Genomic DNA, 25475 nt, shown 5'->3' on the forward strand with positions numbered 1-25475 from the left:
TCGGCAGTCAATCCCGTTCGGCGATGATGTCGGCCAAGATCGTGTCGGATGCGAAAAGGTATTCACGAGCGATGCGGATGCGGTCGTCGGTCACCACCAGGGCGCCTTGCGACGCGTAACGGGTAACGGCCTGGGGAAACGCCTCGACGGGATCGGTGCCGAACCGCTTTACCATGGCGGGGCGATTGACGCCATCGATCAGGCGCAGGCCCAGCATCAGCGTTTCGGCGTAGGCCGCTTTGCCGCTGAGGTGCTCGGCGGAAGCTGGGGGCTGTCGCCCGGCAGTCAGGGAGGCGATATAGGCATCCAGATCAGGGTTGTTGGTGCGGCGCGTGCCGGCGACGTAGCTGGCGGCGGCTGGACCGATCCCCACGTATGGGCGGTTGTGCCAGTACGTCAGGTTGTGGCGGCAGCGGCGACCGGGGCGGGCGAAGTTGGAGATCTCGTAGTGTTCGAGGCCGCCGTCGCGCAGGGCGGCGATGGCGGCGCAGTAGCAGTCCTTCTGCGTCTGCTCGTCGGCGGGCTGCAGGCGTCCGGCGGCGACGTCGGCGGCCAGAGGCGTGCCGTCCTCGACGCTCAGGGCGTAGCAACTCATGTGCGAGGGTCGCAGTGCCATCGCGGCCGTCAATGATTGCTGCCACGAGGCGAGGGTCTGGCCGGGGATGCCGTATATCAGGTCGAGGCTGATGTTGTCGATACCGGCGCGGCGGACGGTCTCGACGGCGCGGGCGACATCGGCGGCTTTGTGCGGCCGCCCCAGCGTGGCCAGTTCCCCGTCATGCAGCGATTGTGCGCCGATCGAGACGCGGTTGACGCCGGCGGCTTCGATGACGCTCGCGACGGCAGAGTCGAGGCTGCAGGGATTGGCTTCGAGGGAGAACTCGCAATCGCGCGCGGCCAGAGCGGTCAGCGGAGCCAGCAGCTTTTCCAGCGCGGCCGGGCCCAGGGCGGTGGGCGTTCCGCCGCCGACGAAGATGCTGTCGGCGGGTGCGGACAGCTCGGCGCGTCGCATTTCCAGCTCTATCCCGGCGGCTCGGACAAATGTGGCGAATCGGGACGCGTCGGCCGTGACGGAGTAGAAGTCGCAGTATCGGCACTTGCGCAGGCAGAAGGGCACGTGGAGGTATAGGGCCTTAACCGTATCCGGCGAAATCGCGTCACCTTTTTTCTTGCAGGCCATGCGTAAGATCATAAAATAAATGGGCAGTTATTCCTAGGCAGCCGGCAAACGTGGCTACCCCAACCATCGAGGCGGTTATGGACGTAACACTGGTAATGTTCAAAGGCGATGGGCAGCGTAAGGACTTTCCTCTGACGGGGCAGTCGGTCACGATTGGCCGCTCTGAAGACTGCGACTTGCGGATTCCGCTGCTGAGCGTGTCGCGCCATCACTGCCAACTGGTTCTCAACGGCGACACGATCGCCGCCAAGGACCTGGGCTCTTCCAACGGCACGTACGTCAACAACCGCCGCATCAGCGGCGAGGTGTCTCTGCAGGCTGGCGACCGAGTCGTCGTCGGGCCCATCGTCTTCACCGTCCAGCTCGACGGCGAGCCCCAGGAAATCCAGCCCGTCAAGACCAAGGGCCAGAAGATGGCCGAGCAAGGCCAAGCCGCCCAGGAAGTCGTCGACGTTGACGCCGATGTCACCGCCCGAGGCGGGGCCTCCGATGCGGACATGCTGGGCGGTCTCGCCGGCGGCGAAGATAACGAGGTCGTCATCGAAGAAGAAGACGCCGTCGAACTCGACCCCATCGCCGCCCTGGAAGCCCTCGCCAGCGAACGCGACAAAGACAAAAAGAAGTAATCACGGGCTGGTTGCTCATGTATTAAGCCGCTGAGGTCGCAGAGGTCGCTGAGGCTGAAAGAAGATAAAAAACTTCTTTCCTCAGCGACCTCAGCGACCTCAGCGGCTATTTAATTATGTGCTCTTTCAGAAAGGAACGTTCATGCTCAAAGGTATCTCTCCGCTGCTGAGTCCGGAACTGCTAGCCGTGCTGGCCAGCATGGGTCACGGCGACGAGATCGTATTGGCCGACGCGCACTTTCCCGGACACACGATGTGCAATAACGTCGTCCGGGCGGATGGGCTCAAGATCGCGGATCTGCTTGACGCGATTTTGCCGCTGTTCGAACTCGACGCGTACGTTGACGCGCCGCTGGTCATGATGGCGGCCGTTAAGGGCGACACGCTCGACGCCTCCGTCGAGAAGGCCTATCGCGCCGCCGTCGACCGCCACGCGCCGCAGACGCCGCCGATCAAGCGGATCGACCGCTTCGCTTTCTACGACCAGGCCCGCGAAGCCTTCGCCGTCGTCATGACCGGCGAGATGGCAAAGTACGGCAACATCATTCTCAAGAAAGGCGTCACCCCCTGCTGACGCGTTTGGGATTTGAAATCTGTGATTTGAGATTTCAAGCCCCGGAGGGGCGAAGATGTATTGGCTCGGCGTTGATCATGGCGACGTGCGCATAGGCTTGGCTGGCGGTGACGCCGGCAGGGGGATCGCCTCGCCGCTGAAGGTCATCCCCGCCCAGCCGCCCGAGGCCGTGGCGCCGGCGATCATCAAGCTTGCTCAAGAATACAACGCCGGCGGGATCGTCGTCGGACTGCCGCTGAACATGGACGATAGCGAAGGCCCCCAGGCCAAGCTCGCGCGGGACTTCGCCCTGATGCTCCAGCAGGCCACCGGCCTGGACGTGCGACTCTGGGACGAACGCCTGAGCAGCTTCGCAGCCGACAAGACTCTCGCCGGGCATATGACCCGCGGCAAGCGCCGGGCGATCCAGGACGCCATCGCCGCCGCGGAGATTCTCCAGGACTTCTTCGCCTGCGACGGACCGGACGCAGCGCCGCGCCCGTGAAGAAGCCGCTTGCGCGTTTAAAAACTGCTAAGCCGCAAGCGGCAAAAGCGGGGACGGGTGGCATGTCGACGTGCGTTGTTGTTTGACTCGCTAGCGGTTGCGATTCACCAAGTAATCAGTTAACCAGTTAACCTATTGACCAGTCACCAATCAACCGACCTGACAGTGCCCATTTTCTCAGGTGTACTTCTTGCCGTACTTTTCTTCCAGCAGAGCGACGAGTTCCTTGAGGCGCTGCGAGTCGGACTTGTTGCACACCAGCGTCGCGTCGCCTGAGTGGACGATGATGCAGTCGTCCATCCCGACCACGGCCAGCAGGTGGCCGTTCTCGCTGACGATGATGTTGCGGCCGCTGTCGATCACTGCGGCATTTTTCGCGACGATCACGTTGCCGCTCTCGTCATTCTCGACCACGTCGGACAGGGCGGGCCAACTGCCGATGTCGAGCCACTCGGCGGTGAGCTCGACCATCAGCACGCGCGGGGCCTTTTCCATCACCGCGTAGTCGATGCTGATCTTCTGCAGCGAGGGATAGATCTTCGCCAGCAGCGGCGCCACGTCCTGGCCGTCGGCGGCGGCCTGGCGGATCGGGTCCAGCGCGGCAATGGTTTCGGGCAGGAACTGCTTGAGCGACTGCAGGATGGTCTGGATCTTCCAGACGAACATGCCGCTGTTCCAGTAGTACTTGCCCGACTCGACGTACTTGCGGGCGTCCTGGTGGCTGGGCTTTTCCTTGAAGCCTGAAACCTCCTGCAGTCCGGCGCCGTATTCTTCCTGGCAGTGGATGTACCCCAGGCCGGTGTGCGGCCACGTCGGGCGGATGCCCAGCGTCACCAGAGCGTCGGCGTGTTCGGTGGCGGCCTCGATGGCGCGTTCGACGCAGCGTGCAAACTCCCGTTGGGGTCGGATGACGTGGTCGGCGGTGAAGACGGCCATGACGGCCTCGGCGTCGCGGGCGGCCAGGAGTTGGGCGCCCAGGGCGATGGCGGCGGCGGTGTCACGGCCTTCCGGTTCGCCGACGATGTTTTGCGGCGGCAGTTCGGGCAGGGCGTCGGCGACCTGTCGTGCGTACTCGGCGTTGGTGATGACGAGGATGTTCTCGGGGGGGAAGAGTCCCTTGAGGCGTTCGACGGCGATGGTCAGCAGCGTCTTGCCCTCAATCAGGGGCAGGAGCTGCTTGGGGCGGTTCAACCGGCTCAAAGGCCAGAGGCGTTTGCCGGCGCCGCCGGCCAGGATCACGGCATACCTCATCGATGCTTCCTCAATTCATTGGTCCAGCGTATGAACAATAATAGCGCTAACCTTCTATCGGACGCACAGACCGATTTGGTGAAGTCTTCAACCTATCCCAAAGGGCGCCAGCAGTTTCGCCAGCTCCGGGCGCAGCTTTTCCGACAGCGGCGTCATCGGCAGGCGCAATTCGTTCCGGATCATGCCAGCCATTGCCATCGCCGCCTTGATCGGGATGGGATTGGTCTCCATGAAGATCCCGCGAAACAGCGGAAAGAGCTTGAGGTGCTGCGCGGCGGCGCCGGCCATGTCGCCGGCAAGCATCAGGTCGCAGAGCTTGCGCACTTCGGCGGGCAGCAGGTTGGCCAGCACGCTGATGACGCCCCGCCCGCCGACCGAGCCGATGGGCAGCGTCAGGGAGTCGTCGCCGCTGAGGATGGTGATGTCGCACTCGGCGGCGATGGCGCTGGCCATGTCGAGCTTGCCGGTGGCTTCCTTGACGGCCACCACCTGCGGAATCTCGCGGTACATGCGCACGACGGTCTCGGCGGACAGCTCGATGCCGGCGCGCCCCGGGATGTTATACAGCACGATGGGCAGGTCGATCTCAGCCAATCGCTTGACGTGCTCGATCATGCCGCCCTGGGTGGGCTTGTTGTAGTAGGGGTTGACGATCAGGCAGGCGTCGGCCCCGGCCTTCTTGGCGTGAGCGGTCAGTTCGAGGGCCTCGGCGGTGGAGTTGCTGCCCGTGCCGGCGATGACCGGCACGCGCCCTGCAGTGCGTTCGACGGTGAACTCGATCACCCGGTCGTGCTCGGCGTAGTTGAGCGTGGGCGATTCGCCCGTGGTGCCGCAGGGCACGAGCCCCTGCGTGCCGCCGGCAATCTGCGCATCAATGATCCTGCCCAGCGCCGCGTAGTCGACCTCGCCGCCGGCAAAGGGCGTCACTAACGCCGTCATCGATCCTTCAAGTTTCATCCGCGCCATGATCCAATCCTCTACCCCACTGCCAATTCCGGACGCATACTACCACAGCCCTCGCCGTGCGGGCAATTGCCCCGCAAATTTCGTTCCGTGAATTCCTGTGACGATTTGCTCAGAAATCATATCAGCCGCCGAGGTCGCTGAGGGGGAATCTGTTTCATCTTCCGACATTCTCAGCGTCCTGGCCGACCTGCGGCGGCTCATCGATCGACGGCGGTTGCGAGCAAGCTGTTGGAAATGGAGGAAAGGTTCTGTTACCATCCTGCCTCGTTTTACGGAAAGGAACGGCCGATGGCTGCACACAAAGTTGCGTTGATCATGGGGGATGGCGTGGGGCCCGAACTGGCCGAGGCGGCGCGGAAGTGCGTCGACGCGGCGCTGGTCTGCACCAGCGGCGCCGGCTCGATCGCCTGGACCGTCTGTCAGGCGGGAGTCGATATCATGGCCACCGCCGGCACGCCCATGCCGGCCGAAACCATCGAAGCGGTCCGCGCCAGCGATGCGACGCTCAAGGCCCCGATCACCACGCCCATCGGCACGGGCTTCCGCTCCGTCAACGTGCTGCTGCGCCAGACGCTGGATCTCTACGCCTGCGTTCGCCCGTGCAAGAGCTACAAGGGCGTCCGCAGCCGCTATGAAAATATCGATCTGGTGATCGTGCGCGAGAACTGCGAAGACCTGTACGCCGGCGTCGAGTTCGAGCGCGGGCTGCCCGCTACCGCCGAGCTGATCGACCAGATCAACCGCTTGGCGACCGACCGAAAGATCAAAACCGGCAAGGATAGCACCGGCATCTCGATCAAGCCCATCAGCGTCGAGAACACGCGGCGGATCGTGAAATATGCCTTTGATTACGCCCGCGCCAACGGCCGCAAGAAGGTCACCGCCATCCACAAGGCCAACATCATGAAGTACACCGACGGGCTGTTCAAAGCCGTCGCCGAAGAAGTGGCCGCCGGATACAGCGACGTGCAGTTCGATCAGTGCCTCGTCGACAACATGTGCATGCAGCTCGTGCAGAAGCCCGAGCTCTACGACGTGCTCGTGCTGCCGAACCTCTACGGCGACATCCTCTCGGACCTGTGCGCGGGCCTGGTGGGCGGCCTGGGCGTGGCGCCCGGGGCCAACATTGGCACGACCAGCGCGGTTTTCGAGGCCACCCACGGCTCGGCCCCCAAGTACAAGGGGCTCAACAAGGTCAACCCTACGGCCCTGATCCTCTCGGGCATGCTGATGCTGCGGCACCTGGGCGAAAAGGCCGCCGCCGAGCGGCTGGAGAAAGCCACCGCCGCCGTCATCGCCGAGGGCAAGAGCGTCACCTACGACATGAAGCCCCAGCGCACTGACCCGACCGCCGTGGGCACCAGCGAAATGGCAGACGCCATCGTCGCGGCGATGAAGTAAGCTCATAGTGACGCCGTGAAGCGTTTCCGGAGTGTTTTGCCGCTTGCGGCTTCGTGGTTTCTTTGCTTTCAGAACAACCGCGAAGCCGCAAGCGGCAAGAGTGTGCATCCAATCCCGTCCTGGTGTATAATGCATCCCGACGAGGATCGATCGTGGCAAAGAACAACAGCAAGTTGAACGATTTCGCCTCGCAGGCAGACGCGCCCGCCCCCGGTTTCTTCGCCGAGTTCCTGGACTTCCTCCTGCACAACAAGAAATGGTGGTTGGCGCCGATCATCATCGTCCTGCTGCTGGTGGCGCTGCTGATCGTCATCAGCGGCTCATCCGCCGTTGCGCCGTTCATCTATACGCTGTTCTAAAAGAAGCTGTCAGCTCTCAGCTATCAGTGGATAATGTGGCGTGAGCAGTCGCATGCAAACTAACCGCATCAGCATGGGAAAAGCCAACTGCTTTCGTGGCTGTGGAGACAGAAAACCTCTGCGGGCCTGAAGGCAGGATTGACTGTATTGATACTGGCGATCTCAATCCCGGCCCTGCTCTTCAGCGGGTTCTTTTGGCTGCTCTCCCACATGCCGCCTTAAGTAGCGACCCACGGTCCAAATTGGATGACAGCCGTATATGTGGCTGAAAGCGGATAGCTAAATCTATTCTTTGAACGCCAGCGCGCCTGTAGGGCAGGCTTCTATGCAGGCTTGGGCGGCATTGGTGAAGGCGTCGCTGAGGGGCTTGTCGAAGGGGACGGCGATTTCCACGTTGAACCCGCGGCCGGTGATGCTCAGGCCCAGCGGTTCGCCGTCTTGCTGGCAGATCGCTACGCACAGGCCGCACTTGATGCACTTGCCGGCTTCGTAGATCACATCGGCGTGGCGCAGGTCCTGCGCGAACGGCGGGCGGGGCAGGTGGTAGCGGTTGACTGCGGCGTCGAGGGCGTCGGACCAGTCGCGCAGGCGGCAGTTGTCGGCCTTGCGGCAGTCGCAGTGCATGCAGCGGGCGGCTTCGGCGGCGGCCTGCTCGTCGGTCAGAACGCTGCGGTCGCCGGTGTCGGTCCATCGTCTGGCGGGGCTGACCGCATGCATGAACACCTTTACGTCGTCTTCGGTCGGGCGGCCCATCCGGGTCGAGAACGGTTTGTCCAGGCCGGTAACGTCGCGTCCGTTGAGGAACTGATCCACGCGCGAGGCGGCGTCTTTTCCGTCGGCAGCGGCCCTCAGAGCGGACATGCCGGGTCGGTGGGCGGCCCCGGCTCGGAAGATGTTGGGCGCCGCGGCATTGTCGCTGAAGGACTCGCCCGCGGCCACAACAACGGCGTCATACTCACGGGCCAGTTCCGCCAGAGGCCGCTGGGAACCGATCGCCGTCTTCATCTCGAAGACCACGCCCATCTTTGCGATGACGCCGATCTCCTTGGCCGCCACGTGCGGATGCAGCAGATCCTCCGGCACGCCGCGCAGCTTGCCGCCGGGCCAATCGCCGCGATCGAAGAGCGTGCATGCGTGTCCGGACCGCTGCAGAAAGTATGCCGCCGACAGGCCGGCCACGCCGGCGCCGATGACGGCCACTCGTTTGCCCGTCGCGGCCGCGCATTGCGGGACGCGCGGACCGGCGGCGAGGTTCGCGTCGGCCACGTGGCGTTCGATGGCGCCGATGGCGACGGCGGCATCTTGGTACATGCGGCGGCATGCTTTTTCGGCCGGTTCGTCCTCGATGCGGGTCAGGATGGCCGGCAGGGCTACTTCGGCGGTGAGCGTCTTGATGGCGGCGTTCATGTCGCCGGCCATCACCTGTCGCAGCAGTTGCGGGATGTGTACGCGGTGGGCGCTGGCGAGCTGGCACGGGGCCAGGCAGTCGCCCAGGTGCTCGGCCAGCAGCAGTTCCAGGGCTGTGCGGCGCGCCTCGATCACCTCGCTCGTCTGACTCTGCACGCGCATGCCTTCAGCGGCCGGCGTCGCACACGAGGGCAGCATCCGCGACATCCCCTCGACCTTCACCAGACAGACCATGCACGACGTCTGCGGCGTGCAGCCGCCCCAGTGGCACAGCGTGGGAATCTCGATCCCGAGCGCCCGGGCCGCATCAAGCACCGTCGCGCCCTCGTCGACTGAGACTTCCTGGTTGTCGATAGTCAGCGTAATCATGCTATTCATGCACCCATCCACTCATCCATCCATCCATCCATCCATCCAATATCATGTTGCAGGCCCATGGCGACTCGCTTCCCGTGTCGCCATGCCACCCCTCTCTCTTTCATTTCTCTGCGTCCTCTGCGTCCTCTGCGGTTAACGGATTTCAACAGCGCCGACGGGGCAGACGCCCTTGCACGTGCCGCAGCGGATGCACTTCTGCTTGTCGATCTCGTGGCGGCGGTACGGGTGCGCCTCGATGGCGCCCACCGGACAGTGCTGGGCGCAGCGCGTGCAGCCGATGCACTTGTCGTTGATCGCGTAGGCGATCAGCGCCTTGCACACGCCGGCGGGGCAGCGGCCGGCCACGTGGGCTTCGTACTCATGGCGGAAGTACCGCAGCGTCGTCAGCACCGGGTTGGGGGCGGTGCCGCCCAGGGCGCAGAGGCTGCCGGCTTTGACCTGGTGTGCCAGTTCTTCCAGGCGTGCCAGGTCGGCGGCGACGGCGCGGCCTTGACAGAGGCCTTCGAGAATATCCAGCATCGCCCGCGTGCCGACGCGGCAGAACGTACACTTGCCGCATGATTCGTGCTGCGTGAAGTCCAGGAAGAACCGCGCGATGTCGACCATGCAGTCTTCGTCGTCGAGCACGACCAGGCCGCCCGAGCCCATGATGGCCCCGGCGTGCGTCAGGGCCTCGAAGTCGATGGGCGTGTCGAGGTGTTCGGCGGGCAGGCAGCCGCCGCTGGGCCCGCCGATCTGCACGGCCTTGAGCGTGCGCCCCGGCAGCACGCCGCCGCCGATCTCGTTGACGATCTGGCCGATGGTCGCGCCCATGGGCACTTCGATGAGTCCGCCGCGGGCAACCTTGCCCGCCAGGGCGAAGACCTTGGTGCCCTTGCTGGCGTCGGTGCCGATGGCGGCGAACGCCTCGGCGCCGTTGCGGATGATCCAGGGCACCAGGGCCATGGTCTCAACGTTGTTGACCAGCGTCGGGCGCCCGTGCAGGCCCTGGCGGCTGGGATAGGGCGGGCGGAGGCGCGGCATGCCGCGGCGGCCTTCCAGCGAGGCGATCAGGGCGGTCTCCTCGCCGCAGACGAACGCTCCGCCGCCTTCGACGATGCGCAGGTCCAGCGAGAAGTCGCCGGCGAAAATGTTCTTGCCCAGCAGGCCGCGCCGGCGACATGTATCAATCGCGTGCGAAAGACGCATCACCGCAAGCGGGTATTCGTGACGGATGTAAAAAATGCCTTCCGCAGCGCCCACGGCGCGGGCGGCGATCATTGCGCCCTCAATGATCCGATAGGGGCTGCTCTCCAGCAGCATGCGGTCCATGAAGGCGCCCGGGTCGCCCTCGTCGCAATTGCAGACGAGGTATCGCGGGCCGTCGCCTGACGCAACGGCCGCCCACTTGCGACCGGTCGGGAAGCCCGCCCCGCCGCGACCGCGCAGACCGCTGCGAGCGATCGTATCGACGATCTGCGCCGGCGATAGTTGGCCCAGGCATCGCTTCAGCGCGTCGAACCCGCCGGTGCTGAGGTATTCATCGAGATCCAGCGGGTCGACCTGCCCGCCGTGCTCGGTGGCCAGATGCATCTGAGGGCCCAGGAAGTCCGACACTTGGGCGTCGCGGGCGTTGAGCGAGTAGCGCGTCAGCGGACGGGCCGCCTCGTCGGTAAGGAGGCGATCGAGCATCGCCGTCGCGGCGGTGCGCAGGCGATTGGCCGCCCCGTGCGGAGCGAAGTGCCTCAGCACGATCGCCGCGGCGTCCTCGGGTTGCACGCAGGCGTAGAGGGCGGCGGGCTTTCCCTGGCGGACAATCTCCAACAGCGGGGTCTGGTGGCACATGCCCACGCACCCGACGCGTTTAACTGCCGCCGCGGCGCCCGAGCCGGCGACGGCGTCTTCGACAGCCGCCAGCACCTTGGCGCTGCCGCGGGCCTGGCAGCACGAACCCATGCCGATGCGCACCTCGCCTCGCGGCGCTGCGCCCTTGCCCCGCCGGGGCGATGGCGCCGGCTGATCGGCCTGGCTGAGAAAATCGCCCAGCATCGCCGCCACCGTCTCGGGACTCTGATGGCCGTAGATCACGTCGTCGATCTTCACCACCGGCGCCAGCGTGCAGCAGCCCAGGCACGAGACCTTGTCCAGCGTGAAGAGGCCTTGCGGATCGGTGTCGCTGCCGTCGGCGATGCCCAGAATCTTGCGCAGCGCCTCGGTTACCAGGCCCGCTCCCTTGATGTGGCAGGCGGTCCCGTGGCAGACGGCAATGGTGTGCCGCCCGGCCTCCTGATGACGGAACCGCTTGTAGAAGGTGGACACGCCCGCGACATCCGCGGCCGTGATCTCCGTCTGCTCGACGAGATATTCCATCGCCGCCGAAGGCAGATAGCGATAGCGATCCTGCAACTCCTGCAGAATAGGGATAAGCGCCTCGCGCTGCCGCCCGTGGCGTACGATCAAGTCATTAACGTATTTCACATCCGACTCGGTCATCAATTCTCGTTCTTGTCTGGGTCAATTCTTTCCCACCGCCAGCAAATGCTTCTGGGTGCGGATAAACATTCGCCCACCGACGAAGGCCGGGCAGGTCTGGCAGGGCTCGCCGAGATCGGCTTTTTCAACCGGTCGGTATTCGTCCGCCTGCGCCAGCATGTGTACCACGCCTTTTTCGGTGATCACGTACAGCAGTCCGCCGGCAAGCGTCGGCGAGGCGATGCACTTTTCGCCCAGGTTGTGTTCCCACAGCTTCCGGCCGTCGGCCATGCTCAGGCACGTCAGCATGCCTTCGGTCGTCAACAGGTAGGCCCGCTTGGCGTCGGCGACGGGGCTGCAGATGTTCGGCAGGTGGTGGGCTTCGTCGTACTTCCAGGTGATCCTGGAAGCCGTCACGTCGCCCTGCCCGTCAGGGCGTATCGCCGCGAGCATGCTGCTTTCGTTGGCAGCCAGCACGAGCCCGCCGGCGAAGGCGGCCGAGGGTCCGCCGTCGCCCTCGAGACATTTGACTCGCCACAGCTCTGTGCCGGTGGCGGGCTGGTACGCGATCACCCACGGGTTCGAGCACGTGATAAGCTGATCACCCGCATTCGTCGCGATCACAATCGGCGACGTCCACGACTGCCCGACGCCGCGCGGGCGACGGTACGCCTGCCGACCGGTGGCGATATCGAAGGCCAACAGCGAACTGCGACCGTCGCTCTCGCCGCCTTGGTCGTATTGAACCAGCACGAGGTTTCGGTACATCGCCAGCGAACTGGCGTGGCCGTACCCGTTCCGCGGCGTGCCGAGATTAACTGCCCAGGCGGGCTTGCCCTCGACGCTGTAGCAGACGAGGTCGCCGTTGGGGAAGACCGCGACAACAAACTTTCCGTCTGTCACCGGGGTGGGGGCGGCCCAGCCGGTGTCTTCGAGAATTTCCGTCGGCGGGGGCTCGCGTCCAGGGATCTCGCCGACGGTCCCGACCCACAGCATCCGCCCATCGTCGGCGGCGATGCAATACACCTCGCGTTTGTCGGCCGTGCCGCCGGTCAGGAAGACGCGGTCGCCCCAGGCCACGGGCGAGCTGTGCCCGGGCAGAGGCAGGGGCGTTTTCCACAGCACGCCTTTGCCGCTGCGGGCGTCGAAGCTCGTTGATGAACCGGCGGCGGGACCGATGCCCGATCCGTCGAACCCGCGAAAGGCGGGCCAATTAGCTGCAAGCTCGGCTGGGGCAGGCCACGTCGGGGCTGGCGGCGCCGGCGGGGCGGTGGTCCATCCCGCCAGCACGGCTGCCCCGGCCAGCATCAGCGTGCAACCGGCCAGGGCCCAGCGTCCCAATGACGAGCGAGGCGCCGGTGGCGGGGCGTGTGCGGCCGGGTGGGGCAGGCGCCGCCGGCAGAGCACCACCAATCGCGTAGAGGCCACAAAGAGGGCGACGGTCGCTGCAAGGACCCACAGCCCACGCGTCTGCATGTCTCGCCGGGTGAAGTAATCCTGGCGGAGTCGGCTGTCCAGATCGCTAAGCTGGCGGCGGAGCGAGACGTCCTTTGGCGCGACGGCCAACTGCGTTTTGATCTGCGTCATCTGGGGGCTGTCGAGCGGGTCGGCCAGTCGCAGATACGCGTGATTGACCGCCAGCAGCACCGCAACGAGCGCGGCCATAGCCGCCGCGATCATCGCCGAGAGGGTCGCGGCGCGCAGCCAGAGCCTGGCCGCTCCGGGGTGCCAGAGTGTGCGGGGGTCGGTCATGTCGCGGCGCCTCCCAGCGCCGTCTCGGCAGCGCCGCGCCCGACAGGGCAGTACTTCAGGCAGCGTCCGCACGCGAGGCACAGTGCCTTGTCGGCTTCATAGGTGGTGCGGGTTGTGCGGCGACAGAGGCTCACGAGCTTGCCGCCGACAGTCAACCCCATGAACGCGCCCAGGAGCGTCGAGCCCAGCAGGAACTTTTCCCGCAGAGCGGCGGCGTCTTTTTGCAGGTCCTTGACCGGGCGTGCAGTCGCCCGGAAGGCGTCGCTGGCTTCGGTCGTGCCGGCCGCGGCGCCGGAGGCCTCGGCGTCAAGCTGTTCGGCCAGGCGCACGGTGGCATCGAGACGCGCCAGCGTTGGGGCCAATAGCTTACCGCCCCAGGCGCCGGCGGCGACGAGCACGGGCAGCAGCACGAGCGTGGCTGCCAGCGCGCCGCGGCCCTGATGTCGCGGGACGGGGCGACCGCTGTTGGGCGTTTGGATTGCCCCGACGGGGCAAGCGTCTTCGCACAGGCGGCAGTTGACGCATTGCGTAGGAGCGATCTTCACGCGGCGCTGGCTGAATCGCGACGCCCAACTCAGCATCAACCCATAGGGGCAAAGCCAGCGGCAGTACGGGCGGGCGATGATCGTGCCGATGGCCAGAAGCGACAGGCCCGCGATGACGATCGTCAGGGGCCCGGCCAGGCGGAACAGACCCAGGAACGGGTCGTATTCGCAGATCAGGTACGCGCTGCCGGTGGCGGCCGCCAGCACCGCAAGGCCCAGGTACGCGTAGGGCAGCAGGCGCAGCGAGCCATCGAGCCACGAGGGGACGCGAAGCGGATGGATTACCACCAGGTCCTGGATGGCGCCCAGGGGGCACACGCCGGCGCAGAAGGCGCGTCCGACGAAGATCGCCACGATCAGCGGCAGCAGGAAGACGACCACGACCAGCACGGGCAGGACCGCCCCCCCGCCCAGCGCTTGTGCGACGTTCTGCACCGCTCCGACGGGGCAGAGGCACCCGCCGTAAAACCAGCCGAAATACCCCAGCGACACGATCGCCAGCACGACGATCGCGACGCGGCTGCGCAGGACGTGAACGAACAGCGCCGCCAATGCCAGTGCGACCGCCAAGGCGCCGATGTAGACCATGTCTGCCACCACGCTGCGCGGCGCGGGGGTAGTGGTTGTGGGCAGAACGTGGTTGGTGAACTCCGGCGGCGGGAACCGCTCGGCGCCCAGCGCCGCAGCCGTAAGGACCAGCACCAACGCAATCGTCGGCAGCGAACGCTTCACTGGGGCGACTCCTTTGCGTTCTCGGAGCGATCCTTGAGCAGGTACGGGTGTGCGGCGCTGACGCGGCGGTAGGCGCCGGCCGGGCAGGCGGCGGCGATGGCGCACTGGTTGCAGTTGAGGCACAGGTCGTGGCGCACCTGCATGAACAGCGACCCGTTGCCGAAGGCCGCGCAACCCTTGACGCACTTGCCGCAGCCGATGCAGAGCTTCTCGTCGATGATGTACTCGTAATAAGGATCTTCGATGTAGCTGCGCTGGATGGCCCCGGTGGGGCAGAGCTGGTTTTCGGCGGCCGTGGTGAGATCGTACGGATCGGGCGGGAAGTACCCGGTGCATAGTTCGCAGTAGCCGCACATCGCGTAGGCGTGTACGCACTTGACGGCAGAGGGCGTCAGCACGCAGGCAGTGGCGCACCGCCCGCACTGGATGCACTTGTGTGGGTCGAGCTGCCAGACCTCGCGCTGGGCCGTGGTCGATGCGGCGGCCGGGCCGCCGGCCCAACGCCCGATCGACGCCACGGCCGCCCCCAGCCCGACGGCGCCGGCGATGCGCACGATCATGCCCAGCGCGCCGCGGCGGGTGGGCTGCCTTCCGGAAGGGGCACTCACGGTTTCACCCCCGCCTGCTTGGCCGACATCGCTGCCGGCAGAGCGCAGGTCTGAAATGCGCCGCAGCCGCGGCAGAGACCGCGGCTGGTGCATGACTGATTTTTCAACGGACCTTCGCCGCCTTTGCGAAGGAGGCTCAGTGCCGCGCCACCGGCGGCCAAGCCCGCCGCCGCGGCGACTCGGGCGAGTATCCCGAAGAACCCGCGGCGCGTGACGTTCGGGGACACGCTCAACGGAGTTGTGCGTGGCACCCCGTCGCGTAGCAAGGGCGTCTCGCCCGTGAGTGGCATGGGCGTCTCGCCCATGCTCTTGCTTTGTGGCATGGGCGTCTCGCCCATGCTCCCCGAACCTTTGTGGTTGTTATCAGCCATGCTTTGCCTCCGCAGGCTTTGGCACAAAGACGCGCACTTGTCGTGTGCATGGATCAAGCACGTAGAGCGTATCGTCGGGCGCTGCCGCGACGGACAGGCCGCCGTACGTGCATCCGCCCGTGCCGGCCGCACAGATCGTGTCGTGCTCGGCAAATTGATCAGGCCCGGCCACGACGCCCTGGAACTTGCCCTCGGCGTCGTAGACCTTGATGCGCGTGATGCCCTTCTCGACGGTCACGAAGCGCCCGCCGCTGATCATCGCCAAGGCGATCGGATTGCAGCAGCCGCAGAACTTGTCGATGGCGGTGCCATGCATTCCCCAAGACAGTTCGAAGCGTCCGTCGAAGGTGTACGCCTCGACACGGTGCTTGCCCGGGTTGGACACGCGCAGCAGCCCGTCCGACGTCACGGCCAGCGGCATGTACGGGCTGGGCACGACAAGCCCCTCGCAGCCTTTGGCCGCATCCTTGCGGCCGATCTCGTTGATCAGCTTGCCCGCGCGGTCATATCGCAGCACGACGCGGTTGCCCGCGTCGGCGACAAAGACGTTGTCGCCACTGACGGCGATGGCGGCGAAGCGGGCCTTGTCGCCGCGGCTGGGCCAGGGTTTCTGCCATTTCGACAAATCCGTGAGGACGGCGATGCGATCCTTGAACCCCAAGAAAAGCGTCTTTTCGCTCTCAGCCGCGCACATCGGCGCACCCGGCGGGCAATTGATCTCGTAAGGCTGGTCGCCGTAAAGGGAGTACGGAAGGCGGATGATCTGGTCGCCGACGACATAGACGCCCCCGGATCCTCCTATCGCGATACCGCGCGGCTCCTTCAGCTTCGTGGCAATCCCTCTTGTGACCTCCTCTCTATACAGAATGGGCGCGCCTTGAGTTCCCTGGTAGGGCGAGAGGTCGTAGCGGTGCTCGGCGGGGGGCTGGTCCTTATTGGCGACGTAGCGGTAGACGGAGTATCCCGCCGCGCCGGCGGCCACGGCGCCCGCGGCCCCGAGCAGCAACTCGCGGCGCGTCTTTTTGCCGTCTTTGTTTTCGTCAGCCATCAAGAACCTCGCATTCCGGGGTGCCATGGCGGCCGTTTCTCTGCCACCATGTCCCTCATCGTCATCCGCAAGCATGGCGGCTGGACAACGGCCGCCATGGCACCCGAGCCACACTACTCAGCCACGCTCAGGCACACGATGCGGGTCAGGTCGCGGGCGATCAATCGCCCGCCCGCCAGCGCCAGCGGACCCCAGCAGTCGTGGCCGCTGAGCACCTTTGCGCGGGCAAGCTGCTCGTAGCCCGAGGGCGTAGCCCGGGCCATCGTGAGGGTTCCATCATCATCCAAGGCATAGATCAGCCCCTGTGAAATCAGCAGCGGGCCCAGGCCGAAGCGATTGGCCGGGCCGGAGTTCCAGAGGAGGTTTCCACTCTTGTCGATGCACGCCAGTTCCCCGTCGGGGCGGATGGCGTAGATGTAGCCCTCGTAGAAGACCGGCGTCTGCTGCGTGGCGCCGAAGACCTCGGCTGGCTTGGCCCAGAGCTTCCTCGCGATGACGCGGCCGTCCTTCTCTTCGATCTGCATCATCATGCATCCGGCGTTGTACCCGCCGGCCAGGAAGATCTTGCCCTCGCCGACGTCCACCGGGGTGGGGATGTTGGCGATCTTAATGCGCCACTCGGTGCTGGTAAAGGCGATGGTCCCGTCGTCAGCCCAGAGGCCGGCGATGCCCTTGTCGGCACAGTAGAGGTACATCCGCCGTCCGCCCACTTCCAGCGGGGTGACTGAGGAGTGCGTCATCTTCCAGCCCTGCGGATTGGGGGCCTTCCACTTGACGGCCCCGGTCGCGCAGTCGACGGCCATCATTAAGACATCCGGTCCGCCGGGTGCAAGGATGGTCAGGCCGTTATCGATCAGCGGGCACTGCCCGGCGTACCAGGGCGGAACGACGCTGCCGTACTCGGCGACGAGGTCGATCTTCCAGAGCAGCTCGCCGCTCTTGGCGTCCAGGCAGGTCACGTGGCACTTGGGGCCGATCGAGACGACGAACTTGTCGGTGACGGCCGGGGTCGTGCGGCTCATGCCATGGAAGCGTTTGACCGGCACGGGGTAGGTGTAGCGCCAGAGCTCCTTGCCATCGCCCAGCGAGAGGCATCGCACCGCGTCGGCTCGGCGGACCTGGTCGTAGTCGGTGAGGTACACGCGGCCGTTGAGGACGGCCGGTCCGGCGTAGCCTTCGCCGGCCTCGATATTCCACAGCGGCGCGGGCCCGGCGGGCGGCCACTTCTTGGCCAGGAAGATGTTATCCTCGCGATTGACGTTGTCGCGGTCAGCTCCGCGAAAGCACGGCCAGGCGCCAGTGAGTGATTCATCCGCCGTGGCGCCCTGAACGGCGATGAGCTTTCCCTGGAAGCTCTGGCTTGTCGCCGCGGCGGCCTGTGGCGGTCGGTCGGTTCCGGCGACGCGCGGCGAAACCATGATCGACGGCTGCCACTGCAGCCACGCCGTGACGCCCGCGATGCCGCCGGCGGCCACCAGCGCCGGAACCAGCCAGGTTGTTATCGTGCCCGTGCTGCGCATATCACGCCAGTATACCCGGAATCATTCCTCTCTCAGCGCGTCAATGAGCCGCCCGCGCAGCGCCAGTCTCGCCGCCAGCAGGGTCGAGGCTGCGCCGACGAGAACGACCCCGCCCAATACCGCTGACAGCAGGGCGACGGGCACATGCGGATCCATGAAGCGGGACTGGGGGATCACGACCATCGCAGCCGCCGCCAGGCCGATCACCAGTCCCATCGCCAGCAGTGCCAGGTGCTCGGTCAGCACCATCGCGACGATGCGCCCGCGGGTGAAGCCGACCGCGCGGAGGATCGCCAACTCGCTGCGGCGCTCGAGCACGTTTCGCATCAGAACCAGCCCCAGGCCGACACCGCCCAGCACCAGCCCCAGCCCGCCCAGCGCCTGGAAGATCGCCAGGTACGTGTTCTGCACCGAGTTGAGCCGGGCGAGCAACTCATCCGTCGGTCGCAATTCCAGACCGTAGTCTTGATAGGCCTCAGACAGCTTGGATTCTACCGCGGCGCGATCGGCGGCTGGCGTATCGATCAGGAAGGATCGATATCCGCTTTCGGAGGAAAAGTGCCGCACGAAGTGCTTCTCAGAAATGATCAGCGAGCCCTGCAGGATGGAATTCCGCAGTGAACCGACGAGACGGATCTTCAGAGGTTTGCCCCGGTCGTCGGTGATCGCGATCGTCTGCCCGACGGCTGAGTGCAGCGCGTACGTGATCGTGTTCTGATCCGCAACAGCGGGAACGGTGTCGGCGGCGATATCGGCATCGAGCATCATCCACCGTCCATCCGTCGAGGCGAAGCGGAACCGGTGGGTGCTTTCCAATGCGGCTGTGTCCACGCCCAGAATGCGGGGACGCTGCGGGGCGTTGAGGTTCAAGCATGTTGCATCGTCGCCATCGTGAAGCCTCAACGGGACGATAGAAGTGTGCTGCTCAACCTCGTCGGCGGGCAACGCCGCTTTGGCGGATGGGATCGGAACTGCCGATTCGCCGATCAGGGCGTAGCCGCCGGTGCCGGAACTGCGGCTGTCGGAGGGCTGGCCGTCCTGGCGAAACACGCTGACCACGGCGATAAGAAAGACCGCGCAGGCCAGCAGGGCGACGGTAGCGATGTTGCGACCGCAGCGGCCCAGAAGATATCGCACGGTCAACCGCTGCACCGAAAACGCGCTGCCCGCGCGATGGGGGAGCGACCATCGCCGCCTGCGAGGCGCGGCGCGATGGCCGCTGAGCAACTGCTGGACCGGGCGCCCGCTCAGGCGACGGAGGGTGGCGTACATCGCGATGATCGCCGCGACGGCGGCCAACGCCGCGCCTGCCGCTAGCGACACGGGCATCACATGCAGGTCAACCTGTGCTCCGGCCACGGCGGCTGACCAGATCGTCGACAACCCGCGCAGGATCAGCCATGCATAGCCGATCCCGAGAATAACGCCCAGCGAGCCGCCGGTCATCGCCAGCAGCAGGCCTTCGGCCATCAGCAGCCGCCGGATGGCTCCGGCCGTGAATCCCGTGGCCTTCAGGATTCCGATCTGCTCGCTGCGCTGAGTGACGCCCAGCGAGAAGACCAGTGCCGTCAGCAGCAGCGCTGAGGCGATGACGAAAAAGCTCAAGCCGATGAACAGGCCGGAGAAATCGTTCGCGCCTTTGGCCGCAGCTAATGCCTGCTCCCGCACGTCCTGGGCAACGATGCCCAGATACTTCGGCAGCGGCGCGGCCGTAGCACGGGCGTCTCGCCCGTGGTCCCTGTCTTGCTTTTTATGCATGGGCGGGACGCCCATGCGACTCACGGGCGAGACGCCCGTGCTACTGGGGACGCCCGTGCCAGTGAAACGTACGGCAGTCAAGTTGCCGTAGCGGTTGGCCCACATGCTTTGGGCGGCGGCGAGGGTGACGAAGGCCTTAGGGGTGCCACGGTACTGCTTCCAGTACTGCTCGTCCTTGGGGCGGATCTTGTTCAGATTGATGTAGGACCCGGCTTTCCAGTCGCGGCAGTTTTCCGCATCGGCCAGGCCGGGGAAGTCCGGCATGAGCGTCGCATCGGCGGCCAGGCCTTCGATCGGCACGACGGCCGCGATCGTGAACGTGCGGCTGGTTTCGCTCAGCCGCCCGGTCTCGCCCATCACGTAGTACTTGAGCGTCAGCGTGTCGCCAGCCTTGGCCGCCAGATCCTCCGCCAGCCAGCCGTTGATGACGATCTGGTCATCGTTTGCGGGCGAGACGCCCGTGCTACTGGGGGCGCCGATGCCGCTGACCATGGAATATGGCGTCGCCTTGTCGCCCACGCGCAATTCGTTGACGAAATATGTCAGCACCCCCGTAGCCGCGGGCGAGTTGCCAATCGCCGCTTGCACCTCCGGCTGCGAGAGAAAGACCGCCTCACTGCGCAGCTCCACCTCCTTGCCGCCGGGGACAGCGACGATCTTCAGGCCCGCATCCTCCAGGCTGTAGGCCTTGTCCAACGCGCGTTGGACCGCATCTCGCGGTGCGTCGGACACAATCAGATTCGCCCGGTCCGGCCGCTCGAGTTGGCGGGCCAGCATCTCGCGCGAGACGAAGATGTTTTGCGGCGGAGTCGGGTTTGCCCGCAGGCTGAAATTGCCCCAGGGGGTGTCTGGCGCCACGGCGGCCACCTCTACAGCCAGCGCCGCGACGTTAGACCCTGTGTCGGCCAATGGTGCATCGGCGCCCAGAACCGACGGTCGGGCGATCCGCAGCACGACGCGGTCGCCGGCGGCGATGCCCAACTGCTGCGCCAGAGTGACATTGACGATGGCGCCGTCGGCAAAGCGATCGGCCGGGGCGTTGCACTGGCGCCAGGTCCGGATGTCCACGCCCAGCACCTGGACGTTGTTGGCTCGGGCCTTGGCTTCGCGGGCGGTTGCAGAGCCACGTGCCTGTACCCACGCCGCCGCATGCATGTCGCCGGCGGCATTCATGCGATCGTCCAGTGTCGTAGTGAACATCCTCTGCGGACTGTCCACCGCCGCCTGCACGCCGCCCAGGCGCTCCAGGGCACGAGTGCGCAGCGTGCCGCGCACGCTGTCGCCGACGAGCAATGCGCCAACAAGCACCGCCGACGCCACGGCCGTGGCGAGTGCCACTGCGCCGCTGGTCCAGCGGTAATGTCGCAGGCTGCAGATTATGAATCTGGTCTTGGTCACACTGTTTCTGTCCAGGGTGGCATGGCGACACGCGCTTTTGTGTTTGCGGGTCGCCAGGTTAGCGCACACGCCCATGGCGACCCGCTGCGCGTGTCGCCATGCCACCCGATTCATGACGACCATCGTCCTCGTCCTCGTCCTCGTCGTCGGTTTCCCGGTCCAACAACCGAGGACGACGAGGACGAGGACGATTGCGATCAGGAGAGTCTTCCGCCCTTGAGGGTCATTACGCTCTGCATGCGGGCGGCCAGTTCCGTCCAGTGCGTTGCCAGCACGAGCGTGAGCCCGCCGTCACGAGCCAGTTCGGTCAGCAGATCGGCTACCGACTCAGCGCCGGCGCGGTCGAGCGAGCCGGTGGGTTCGTCGGCCAGCAGGATCGCCGGGTCGTTGATCAGCGCCCGCGCGACGGCCACACGCTGGCGCTGCCCGCCGGAAAGCTGCCCCGGGCGATGGTCGGCATGGTCGCCCAGGCCAACGCGTTCGAGCAGCGCCCCCGCGCGGTCGGCAGCGGCCTTGTCGACCTTTCCGCCAGCCAGCACAGGCACGAGCACGTTCTCCATCGCCGTACACTGAGGCAGTAGGTGATGGAGCTGGAAGATCATCCCGATGCGACGATTCCGCAGGGATGAAAGCTGGCGGTCGTTCAGGCCGGCGAGGTCCCGCCCTTCCAGCAGCACGGTTCCGGCCGTGGGGCGGTCGAGGGCGCCGATGAGATTCAGCAGCGTGCTCTTTCCGCTGCCGCTGGGCCCGACGATTCCCAGTGACTGCCCGGCGGCTACTTGCAGGTCTACGCCGGCGAGCACGTCCGTGATTCCCTCGCCGGCGGGGGCCGGGTAGCTCTTGTGTACGCCGCGCAGTTCCACGGCAATGGTCTGGCTCATGTGGCTGCCTCCATGGCTGCGGCCTGGAAGATGTTGGACATCGCCGCGGCCGCCAGGGGCAGTTCATCCCCTTGGGCGCCCAGATCGACCACATGCACGGCATCAGGGGGAAGGTTTAGTCGGCCGGCCATCGTTTCGGCGTACGCGTGGGAGGGGGCGATGAAGGCGCGAACATCCCTGCAGCAGCGGGCCAGTTCACTCCAGGCCTCTGCCGAGTAGGACTCGCCCAAGCCCTCGACAAAGCCATCCTCATCCTGCAGCAGGCACACCACCGGCAGGCGCAGCTCGCGGGCGATGGGGCAGGCCAGTCCCGACAGCAGGGCGTTGGACAGCACGACCACGTCGTGCCGCTGGAGGCTCAGGAAGTCCATGAGTCGCTGAAGCTCTTTGGCTTGTCGCCCGTCGCGGCCGGCGAGCATCGACAGCAGCGTGTTGGCCAAATCGGCGGGGCGGGTCATCGAACTGCGCCGCGAGAGCCACCGCAGCAGGGTGGGGGAGTCGAAGAGGCGATCGATCCAGCGCGGCGTGCGGCGAAACAGGGCGAGCTTCTGCTGCAGATAGACATTGATGCCGCCGAAGAACATCGGCGCGACGACGGCTTGGCCGGGTTGCTCGACATACGCCGGCAGGTACAGTGGCACGGCCAGCACCTGATGCCCCGCCTGCGACAGGGCCCGCAGCAGCGCGGCGTCGCGAAGGCAGTTGTCGCAGCGGTAGTTCTCGCCCGCACCGGCGGTGATGTACGCGATTTTCATCTGGCAGTCCCGAAGGCATAGATAACGCCGTCATTGCAGCCAACGACGACCATTCCGCCCGCCACCGCGGGCGAAGACAGCAGCGGTTGACCGGCGTCGAACGACCACACGCGTTTGCCGTCGGCCAGGCGCAGCAGGTACAGCCGCCCGTCGGCCGAGGCGACGAGGACCTTGTCGCCGCAGATGACCGGGGAGGCATCGACGGAGTTCTTGGCCACGAATCCCCAGACGCGCCGCCCCGTTGCGCGTTCGAGGCAGTACACGCGGTTGGCCTTGCTGCCCAGGATCACGTGCCGATCGCCCACGGCCGGGGCGCCCATGAACGAGGCGTCGTCGTGACGATACAACCAAACCTTGCCGCCGTCGGTCAGGTCCATGCACAAGACCGCGTTGTCGAAGAGACCGAGATAGACCCTGTTGTCGGCGACGGCGAGCGAGCCGGGGATGGCCGTCGTGGCGCCCTCTGGCAGATGGGGCTTGATGTCGTAGCTCTTGAGCACCTTTCCCGACTGGCCGTCGATCACGCGCACCACGCCGTCACAACTGCCGATGACGACCCTGCCGCGGTCGATTACGGCCGAACCGTTGACGTAGTTCTCAGTGTCGACGCTCCAGAGCTTCTTGCCGCTGCCGGCGTCGAGGCAGTAGATCTTGTAGTCATAGCTACCGACGACCACGCAGGTCTTGCCGGTCTTGTCGGTGAAAACCGTGGCCGCCCCCCAGATCTGCCCCTGCGTTTCAAAGCTCCAGAGCTTCTTGCCGTCCGCGACCGCCAGGCAGTAGAGGTTTCCATCGTTGGAGCCGACAATCACGGTCTGGCCCAGCAGCGTCGGCGGGGCCTTGATCTCTTTGCCGGTCTTGAACGTCCAGAGTTTCTCGCCCGAGGCCAGGTTGAGCGCGTAGAGGCTGCCATCGTCGCTGCCAACGAACACCCGCCCGCCGCCGATGACAGGTGAGGATTGCACCTTGTCGCCCGTCTTGAACTTCCACCGCAGCGCGAGCTTGTCCGCCAGCGTCCCCGCCGCCACGCCCTGCTGGGCGCTATTGCCCCGCCAGGATGGCCACGATGGCTGCGACGCGGTACCCGTCGCCGGCGCCGAGGCAGGTTGCCGTGCCGCTGCCAGCGACATAAACGCCAGCGCTGTCAGCGTAAGTGCAGAGATTCCCAAGGGCCGATTCATGTTCTTCATCATACGTCACGAAAGTGCCGATTGGGAACCTGTTTGCGATCAACGGCCCAGGATCTTGGTTGAGGCCAGCGCGGCGGCGGTGAAGATCGGGGCGTAGAGGTCTTCGTAGTACCACAGGCTGGCGAAGTAGAGGCCGATGGGGGCGTGCTCGAATCGGGTGCCGGCGTCGGTGGCGGCCAGGAGGAATCGCACGCCGGCGGCGACCGCCTGGCGGGCGGCCTGGGACTGCGCCGGCGGCAGGACCGCCCCTGCCGTAGCGAGCGCCTCGACCGCCAGGGCGGTCTCTTCGATTGACGCAGCCATCCCCGGCGCGCCGCCCCATCCGCCATTGTCGCCCTGCGCGCTGATGAGCCAGTTCGCCGCGCGGGGGAGCAGGTCATCCCGGGGAGTTGGGCAGGTCGCCAGCGCCAGCAGCACGCGGCTGGTGCCGTAAGTGGGATTGGCCTGGGCGGGCGCGTTCTCGTTGCCGAACCACAGTGGCAGGAATGAGCCGTGGTGCTGTTGCGCGCGTGCGAGAAACCTCCAGGCCTTTTTCGTTGCCGCGTCAATCTGCTCTTGCAGTTCGAGATCCATGTGGGGTTTCCACGCGTTCCAGGCACGCAGGGCGTGCGCGGTCAGGTCGGCGCAGCTTCGGTCGAAGGGCAGGCGCCCCCAGCCGCGGCAGAAGGTCGGTATCCCGCCGTCGCGATTCTGCAGGCCCATCAGCCACAGCGCCCCGGCCACGGCAGAGCGGCCGGCCGCGGCGTCGTCGGATCCCAGCGCATGCAGGGCGAGCATGGCTCCGGCTGTGTCGTCGGCGTCCGGCACGCCGCCGGAGAGGTTGGTCCATGCCCACCCGCCGGCCTCGGCGCCGGTATATGGATGCACCTGCTTGTGCTGGCACGACAGGATCCACGCGCGAAGCGAGGCTCGCTGTGAGTCGTCAAGGCCTGACGGCATGGCGTTTACCGCCAGCGTGGTGACCCACGTGGCGAGGTTGGTGTCGATCGGCCAGGACCCGTCGCTGCGCATCGTGCTCTTGAGAAAGCCCACACCGGCGGCCACGGTGGCGTGATCGCCAAAGCCGGAACTGATAAGAGCGGCCGTGACGAAACTTGTCAGTGGGGCGGCCTCAAGAAAACCGCCTGACTCAGGCTGGATGCGGGCGAGCTTTCGCAGCGCGGCGCCCAGCACGGCGTCGCGAAGAGGACGCAGCAGCGAGCGAGGGCGGCGGTGATGGTGGACGGCGGCGCCAATGGCGATCAGCGCCGGCAGGGCGTAGCTGACCATTGGCAGGCGGAGCCATCGCAGCAGGCGGTGGGGGAGGATGGCCAGTTCGAAGGGTAGCGGCGGGATGCAACTCCACAAAGAGTCCTGGGTCACTGAAGTGACCAGGCCGTGATCAAGCAGTCCGCTCATGGCGCAGGCGGCGAGGATGGGCGTGGCGAAGGTTCGATCATCGCCGTAGGCGGCGGTAACGGCGGCGGCGATGGACCTGGCGTCCAACGAGCCGGTTTGGGAAGAGACGTACTCTCTGGCGCGATCGAGGCCATCGCTGTCGCTGTCGTGTTTCGCGGCGGCGAAGGCCGATAACACCAGCAGCGTCGTCGCGAGGTTCGAGGCGCTGCGGTCGGTGTCGCCCCAGCCGCCGTCGGCGTTCTGGTTGGCGATCAGCCACGCCAGCGACGGCTGTACGTCGTCGCCGTGCATCGCCAGCGCCATCGCGGCCGTGGCGGTGGAGAGGGCGCTGCTGGAAAGCCGGCCACTCCAGTGATCGCCTTTGTCCAGTTCATCCATCAGGCGACGACGCACGTTGGCGAGGGCGGCATCGATCTGGGCGGCGCATTGGCTCATGGCTGAA

21 protein-coding genes are annotated in these 25475 nt (G+C 66.0%); 5 read left to right on the plus strand and 16 right to left on the minus strand.

The genetic code is table 11. The features are described 5' to 3' along the window. Positions 1–7 precede the first annotated feature (7 nt). Positions 8–1180: a radical SAM family heme chaperone HemW gene (gene hemW / locus ABFD92_15950; protein ID MEN6506032.1), complete on the minus strand. Its 1173-nt coding sequence runs from the start codon at positions 1178–1180 to the stop codon at positions 8–10. A gap of 77 nt (positions 1181–1257) precedes the next feature. Here hemW and ABFD92_15955 point away from each other — a divergent pair, with 77 nt between their 5' ends. From ABFD92_15955 to ruvX, 3 genes are all read left to right on the plus strand, one after another. Further along, the gene (locus tag ABFD92_15955; GenBank protein ID MEN6506033.1) at positions 1258–1806 is read left to right on the plus strand and encodes an FHA domain-containing protein; all 549 of its coding nucleotides are present in this window, start codon (positions 1258–1260) and stop codon (positions 1804–1806) included. Between the two features lie 142 nt (positions 1807–1948). Beyond that, positions 1949–2380 (plus strand): L-fucose mutarotase, encoded by a 432-nt coding sequence (gene fucU, locus ABFD92_15960; GenBank protein ID MEN6506034.1) that lies wholly within the window; start codon positions 1949–1951, stop codon positions 2378–2380. A 55-nt stretch (positions 2381–2435) separates the two neighbouring features. Then, on the plus strand, positions 2436–2864 hold the full coding sequence (gene ruvX / locus ABFD92_15965; protein ID MEN6506035.1) for a Holliday junction resolvase RuvX: 429 nt from the start codon (positions 2436–2438) through the stop codon (positions 2862–2864). Positions 2865–3041: 177 nt separating this feature from the next. Here the strand turns inward: ruvX and ABFD92_15970 are convergent, their stop codons facing one another. Then, the gene (locus ABFD92_15970; protein ID MEN6506036.1) at positions 3042–4115 is read right to left on the minus strand and encodes a mannose-1-phosphate guanylyltransferase; all 1074 of its coding nucleotides are present in this window, start codon (positions 4113–4115) and stop codon (positions 3042–3044) included. Between the two features lie 87 nt (positions 4116–4202). Further along, positions 4203–5081, minus strand: a complete 879-nt coding sequence (gene dapA, locus ABFD92_15975; protein MEN6506037.1) for a 4-hydroxy-tetrahydrodipicolinate synthase — start codon at positions 5079–5081, stop codon at positions 4203–4205. 288 nt (positions 5082–5369) lie between these two features. Between dapA and ABFD92_15980 the strand changes: the two genes are divergently transcribed. After that, positions 5370–6482, plus strand: coding sequence for an isocitrate/isopropylmalate dehydrogenase family protein (locus tag ABFD92_15980; GenBank protein ID MEN6506038.1), 1113 nt, complete (start codon positions 5370–5372; stop codon positions 6480–6482). Between the two features lie 173 nt (positions 6483–6655). Continuing rightward, positions 6656–6841: a DUF5989 family protein gene (locus ABFD92_15985; protein MEN6506039.1), complete on the plus strand. Its 186-nt coding sequence runs from the start codon at positions 6656–6658 to the stop codon at positions 6839–6841. 285 nt (positions 6842–7126) lie between these two features. On the opposite strand, the gene ABFD92_15990 is transcribed toward ABFD92_15985, so the two are convergent. From ABFD92_15990 to ABFD92_16050, 13 genes are all read right to left on the minus strand, one after another. Beyond that, on the minus strand, positions 7127–8626 hold the full coding sequence (locus ABFD92_15990) for an FAD-dependent oxidoreductase (protein ID MEN6506040.1): 1500 nt from the start codon (positions 8624–8626) through the stop codon (positions 7127–7129). Positions 8627–8758: 132 nt separating this feature from the next. Next, positions 8759–11098, minus strand: coding sequence for an NAD(P)H-dependent oxidoreductase subunit E (locus ABFD92_15995; protein ID MEN6506041.1), 2340 nt, complete (start codon positions 11096–11098; stop codon positions 8759–8761). A 21-nt stretch (positions 11099–11119) separates the two neighbouring features. Continuing rightward, the gene (locus ABFD92_16000; protein MEN6506042.1) at positions 11120–12829 is read right to left on the minus strand and encodes a PQQ-binding-like beta-propeller repeat protein; all 1710 of its coding nucleotides are present in this window, start codon (positions 12827–12829) and stop codon (positions 11120–11122) included. Continuing rightward, entirely contained in the window at positions 12826–14106 is a 1281-nt protein-coding gene (locus tag ABFD92_16005; GenBank protein MEN6506043.1) for a 4Fe-4S binding protein, read from the minus strand. Before ABFD92_16005 ends, ABFD92_16000 begins: the two co-directional genes overlap by 4 nt. Beyond that, positions 14103–14714: a 4Fe-4S binding protein gene (locus ABFD92_16010; protein MEN6506044.1), complete on the minus strand. Its 612-nt coding sequence runs from the start codon at positions 14712–14714 to the stop codon at positions 14103–14105. The genes ABFD92_16005 and ABFD92_16010 overlap by 4 nt, the downstream gene beginning before the upstream one ends. Then, a complete protein-coding gene (locus ABFD92_16015; GenBank protein MEN6506045.1) occupies positions 14711–15085 on the minus strand; it encodes a hypothetical protein in 375 nt (124 codons plus the stop codon). Before ABFD92_16015 ends, ABFD92_16010 begins: the two co-directional genes overlap by 4 nt. After that, a complete protein-coding gene (locus tag ABFD92_16020; protein MEN6506046.1) occupies positions 15078–16133 on the minus strand; it encodes a hypothetical protein in 1056 nt (351 codons plus the stop codon). Before ABFD92_16020 ends, ABFD92_16015 begins: the two co-directional genes overlap by 8 nt. Positions 16134–16246: 113 nt before the next feature. Further along, positions 16247–17653, minus strand: coding sequence for a PQQ-binding-like beta-propeller repeat protein (locus ABFD92_16025; protein MEN6506047.1), 1407 nt, complete (start codon positions 17651–17653; stop codon positions 16247–16249). Positions 17654–17674: 21 nt separating this feature from the next. Beyond that, positions 17675–20809 (minus strand): FtsX-like permease family protein, encoded by a 3135-nt coding sequence (locus ABFD92_16030; GenBank protein MEN6506048.1) that lies wholly within the window; start codon positions 20807–20809, stop codon positions 17675–17677. A gap of 197 nt (positions 20810–21006) precedes the next feature. Beyond that, complete coding sequence (locus tag ABFD92_16035; GenBank protein MEN6506049.1) at positions 21007–21690, minus strand: ABC transporter ATP-binding protein; 684 nt, start codon at positions 21688–21690, stop codon at positions 21007–21009. Further along, positions 21687–22445 (minus strand): glycosyltransferase family 4 protein, encoded by a 759-nt coding sequence (locus ABFD92_16040; GenBank protein ID MEN6506050.1) that lies wholly within the window; start codon positions 22443–22445, stop codon positions 21687–21689. The genes ABFD92_16035 and ABFD92_16040 overlap by 4 nt, the downstream gene beginning before the upstream one ends. Further along, positions 22442–23626, minus strand: coding sequence for a PQQ-binding-like beta-propeller repeat protein (locus ABFD92_16045; protein ID MEN6506051.1), 1185 nt, complete (start codon positions 23624–23626; stop codon positions 22442–22444). The genes ABFD92_16040 and ABFD92_16045 overlap by 4 nt, the downstream gene beginning before the upstream one ends. A gap of 48 nt (positions 23627–23674) precedes the next feature. Further along, positions 23675–25468 (minus strand): prenyltransferase/squalene oxidase repeat-containing protein, encoded by a 1794-nt coding sequence (locus ABFD92_16050; protein MEN6506052.1) that lies wholly within the window; start codon positions 25466–25468, stop codon positions 23675–23677. Positions 25469–25475: the final 7 nt, after the last annotated feature.

This window comes from Planctomycetaceae bacterium, from assembly GCA_039680605.1.
Taxonomy (GTDB): Bacteria; Planctomycetota; Phycisphaerae; order SM23-33; family SM23-33; genus JAJFUU01.

What these genes read in the sequence shown, in the direction of transcription:
- hemW (MEN6506032.1), bottom strand. Translation starts at nt 1,180, where the DNA reads ATGGCCTGCAAGAAAAAAGGTGACGCGATTTCGCCGGATACGGTTAAG.
- ABFD92_15955 (MEN6506033.1), top strand. Translation starts at nt 1,258, where the DNA reads ATGGACGTAACACTGGTAATGTTCAAAGGCGATGGGCAGCGTAAGGAC.
- fucU (MEN6506034.1), top strand. Translation starts at nt 1,949, where the DNA reads ATGCTCAAAGGTATCTCTCCGCTGCTGAGTCCGGAACTGCTAGCCGTG.
- ruvX (MEN6506035.1), top strand. Translation starts at nt 2,436, where the DNA reads ATGTATTGGCTCGGCGTTGATCATGGCGACGTGCGCATAGGCTTGGCT.
- ABFD92_15970 (MEN6506036.1), bottom strand. Translation starts at nt 4,115, where the DNA reads ATGAGGTATGCCGTGATCCTGGCCGGCGGCGCCGGCAAACGCCTCTGG.
- dapA (MEN6506037.1), bottom strand. Translation starts at nt 5,081, where the DNA reads ATGGCGCGGATGAAACTTGAAGGATCGATGACGGCGTTAGTGACGCCC.
- ABFD92_15980 (MEN6506038.1), top strand. Translation starts at nt 5,370, where the DNA reads ATGGCTGCACACAAAGTTGCGTTGATCATGGGGGATGGCGTGGGGCCC.
- ABFD92_15990 (MEN6506040.1), bottom strand. Translation starts at nt 8,626, where the DNA reads ATGAATAGCATGATTACGCTGACTATCGACAACCAGGAAGTCTCAGTC.
- ABFD92_15995 (MEN6506041.1), bottom strand. Translation starts at nt 11,098, where the DNA reads ATGACCGAGTCGGATGTGAAATACGTTAATGACTTGATCGTACGCCAC.
- ABFD92_16000 (MEN6506042.1), bottom strand. Translation starts at nt 12,829, where the DNA reads ATGACCGACCCCCGCACACTCTGGCACCCCGGAGCGGCCAGGCTCTGG.
- ABFD92_16015 (MEN6506045.1), bottom strand. Translation starts at nt 15,085, where the DNA reads ATGGCTGATAACAACCACAAAGGTTCGGGGAGCATGGGCGAGACGCCC.
- ABFD92_16020 (MEN6506046.1), bottom strand. Translation starts at nt 16,133, where the DNA reads ATGGCTGACGAAAACAAAGACGGCAAAAAGACGCGCCGCGAGTTGCTG.
- ABFD92_16025 (MEN6506047.1), bottom strand. Translation starts at nt 17,653, where the DNA reads ATGCGCAGCACGGGCACGATAACAACCTGGCTGGTTCCGGCGCTGGTG.
- ABFD92_16035 (MEN6506049.1), bottom strand. Translation starts at nt 21,690, where the DNA reads ATGAGCCAGACCATTGCCGTGGAACTGCGCGGCGTACACAAGAGCTAC.
- ABFD92_16040 (MEN6506050.1), bottom strand. Translation starts at nt 22,445, where the DNA reads ATGAAAATCGCGTACATCACCGCCGGTGCGGGCGAGAACTACCGCTGC.
- ABFD92_16045 (MEN6506051.1), bottom strand. Translation starts at nt 23,626, where the DNA reads ATGAATCGGCCCTTGGGAATCTCTGCACTTACGCTGACAGCGCTGGCG.
- ABFD92_16050 (MEN6506052.1), bottom strand. Translation starts at nt 25,468, where the DNA reads ATGAGCCAATGCGCCGCCCAGATCGATGCCGCCCTCGCCAACGTGCGT.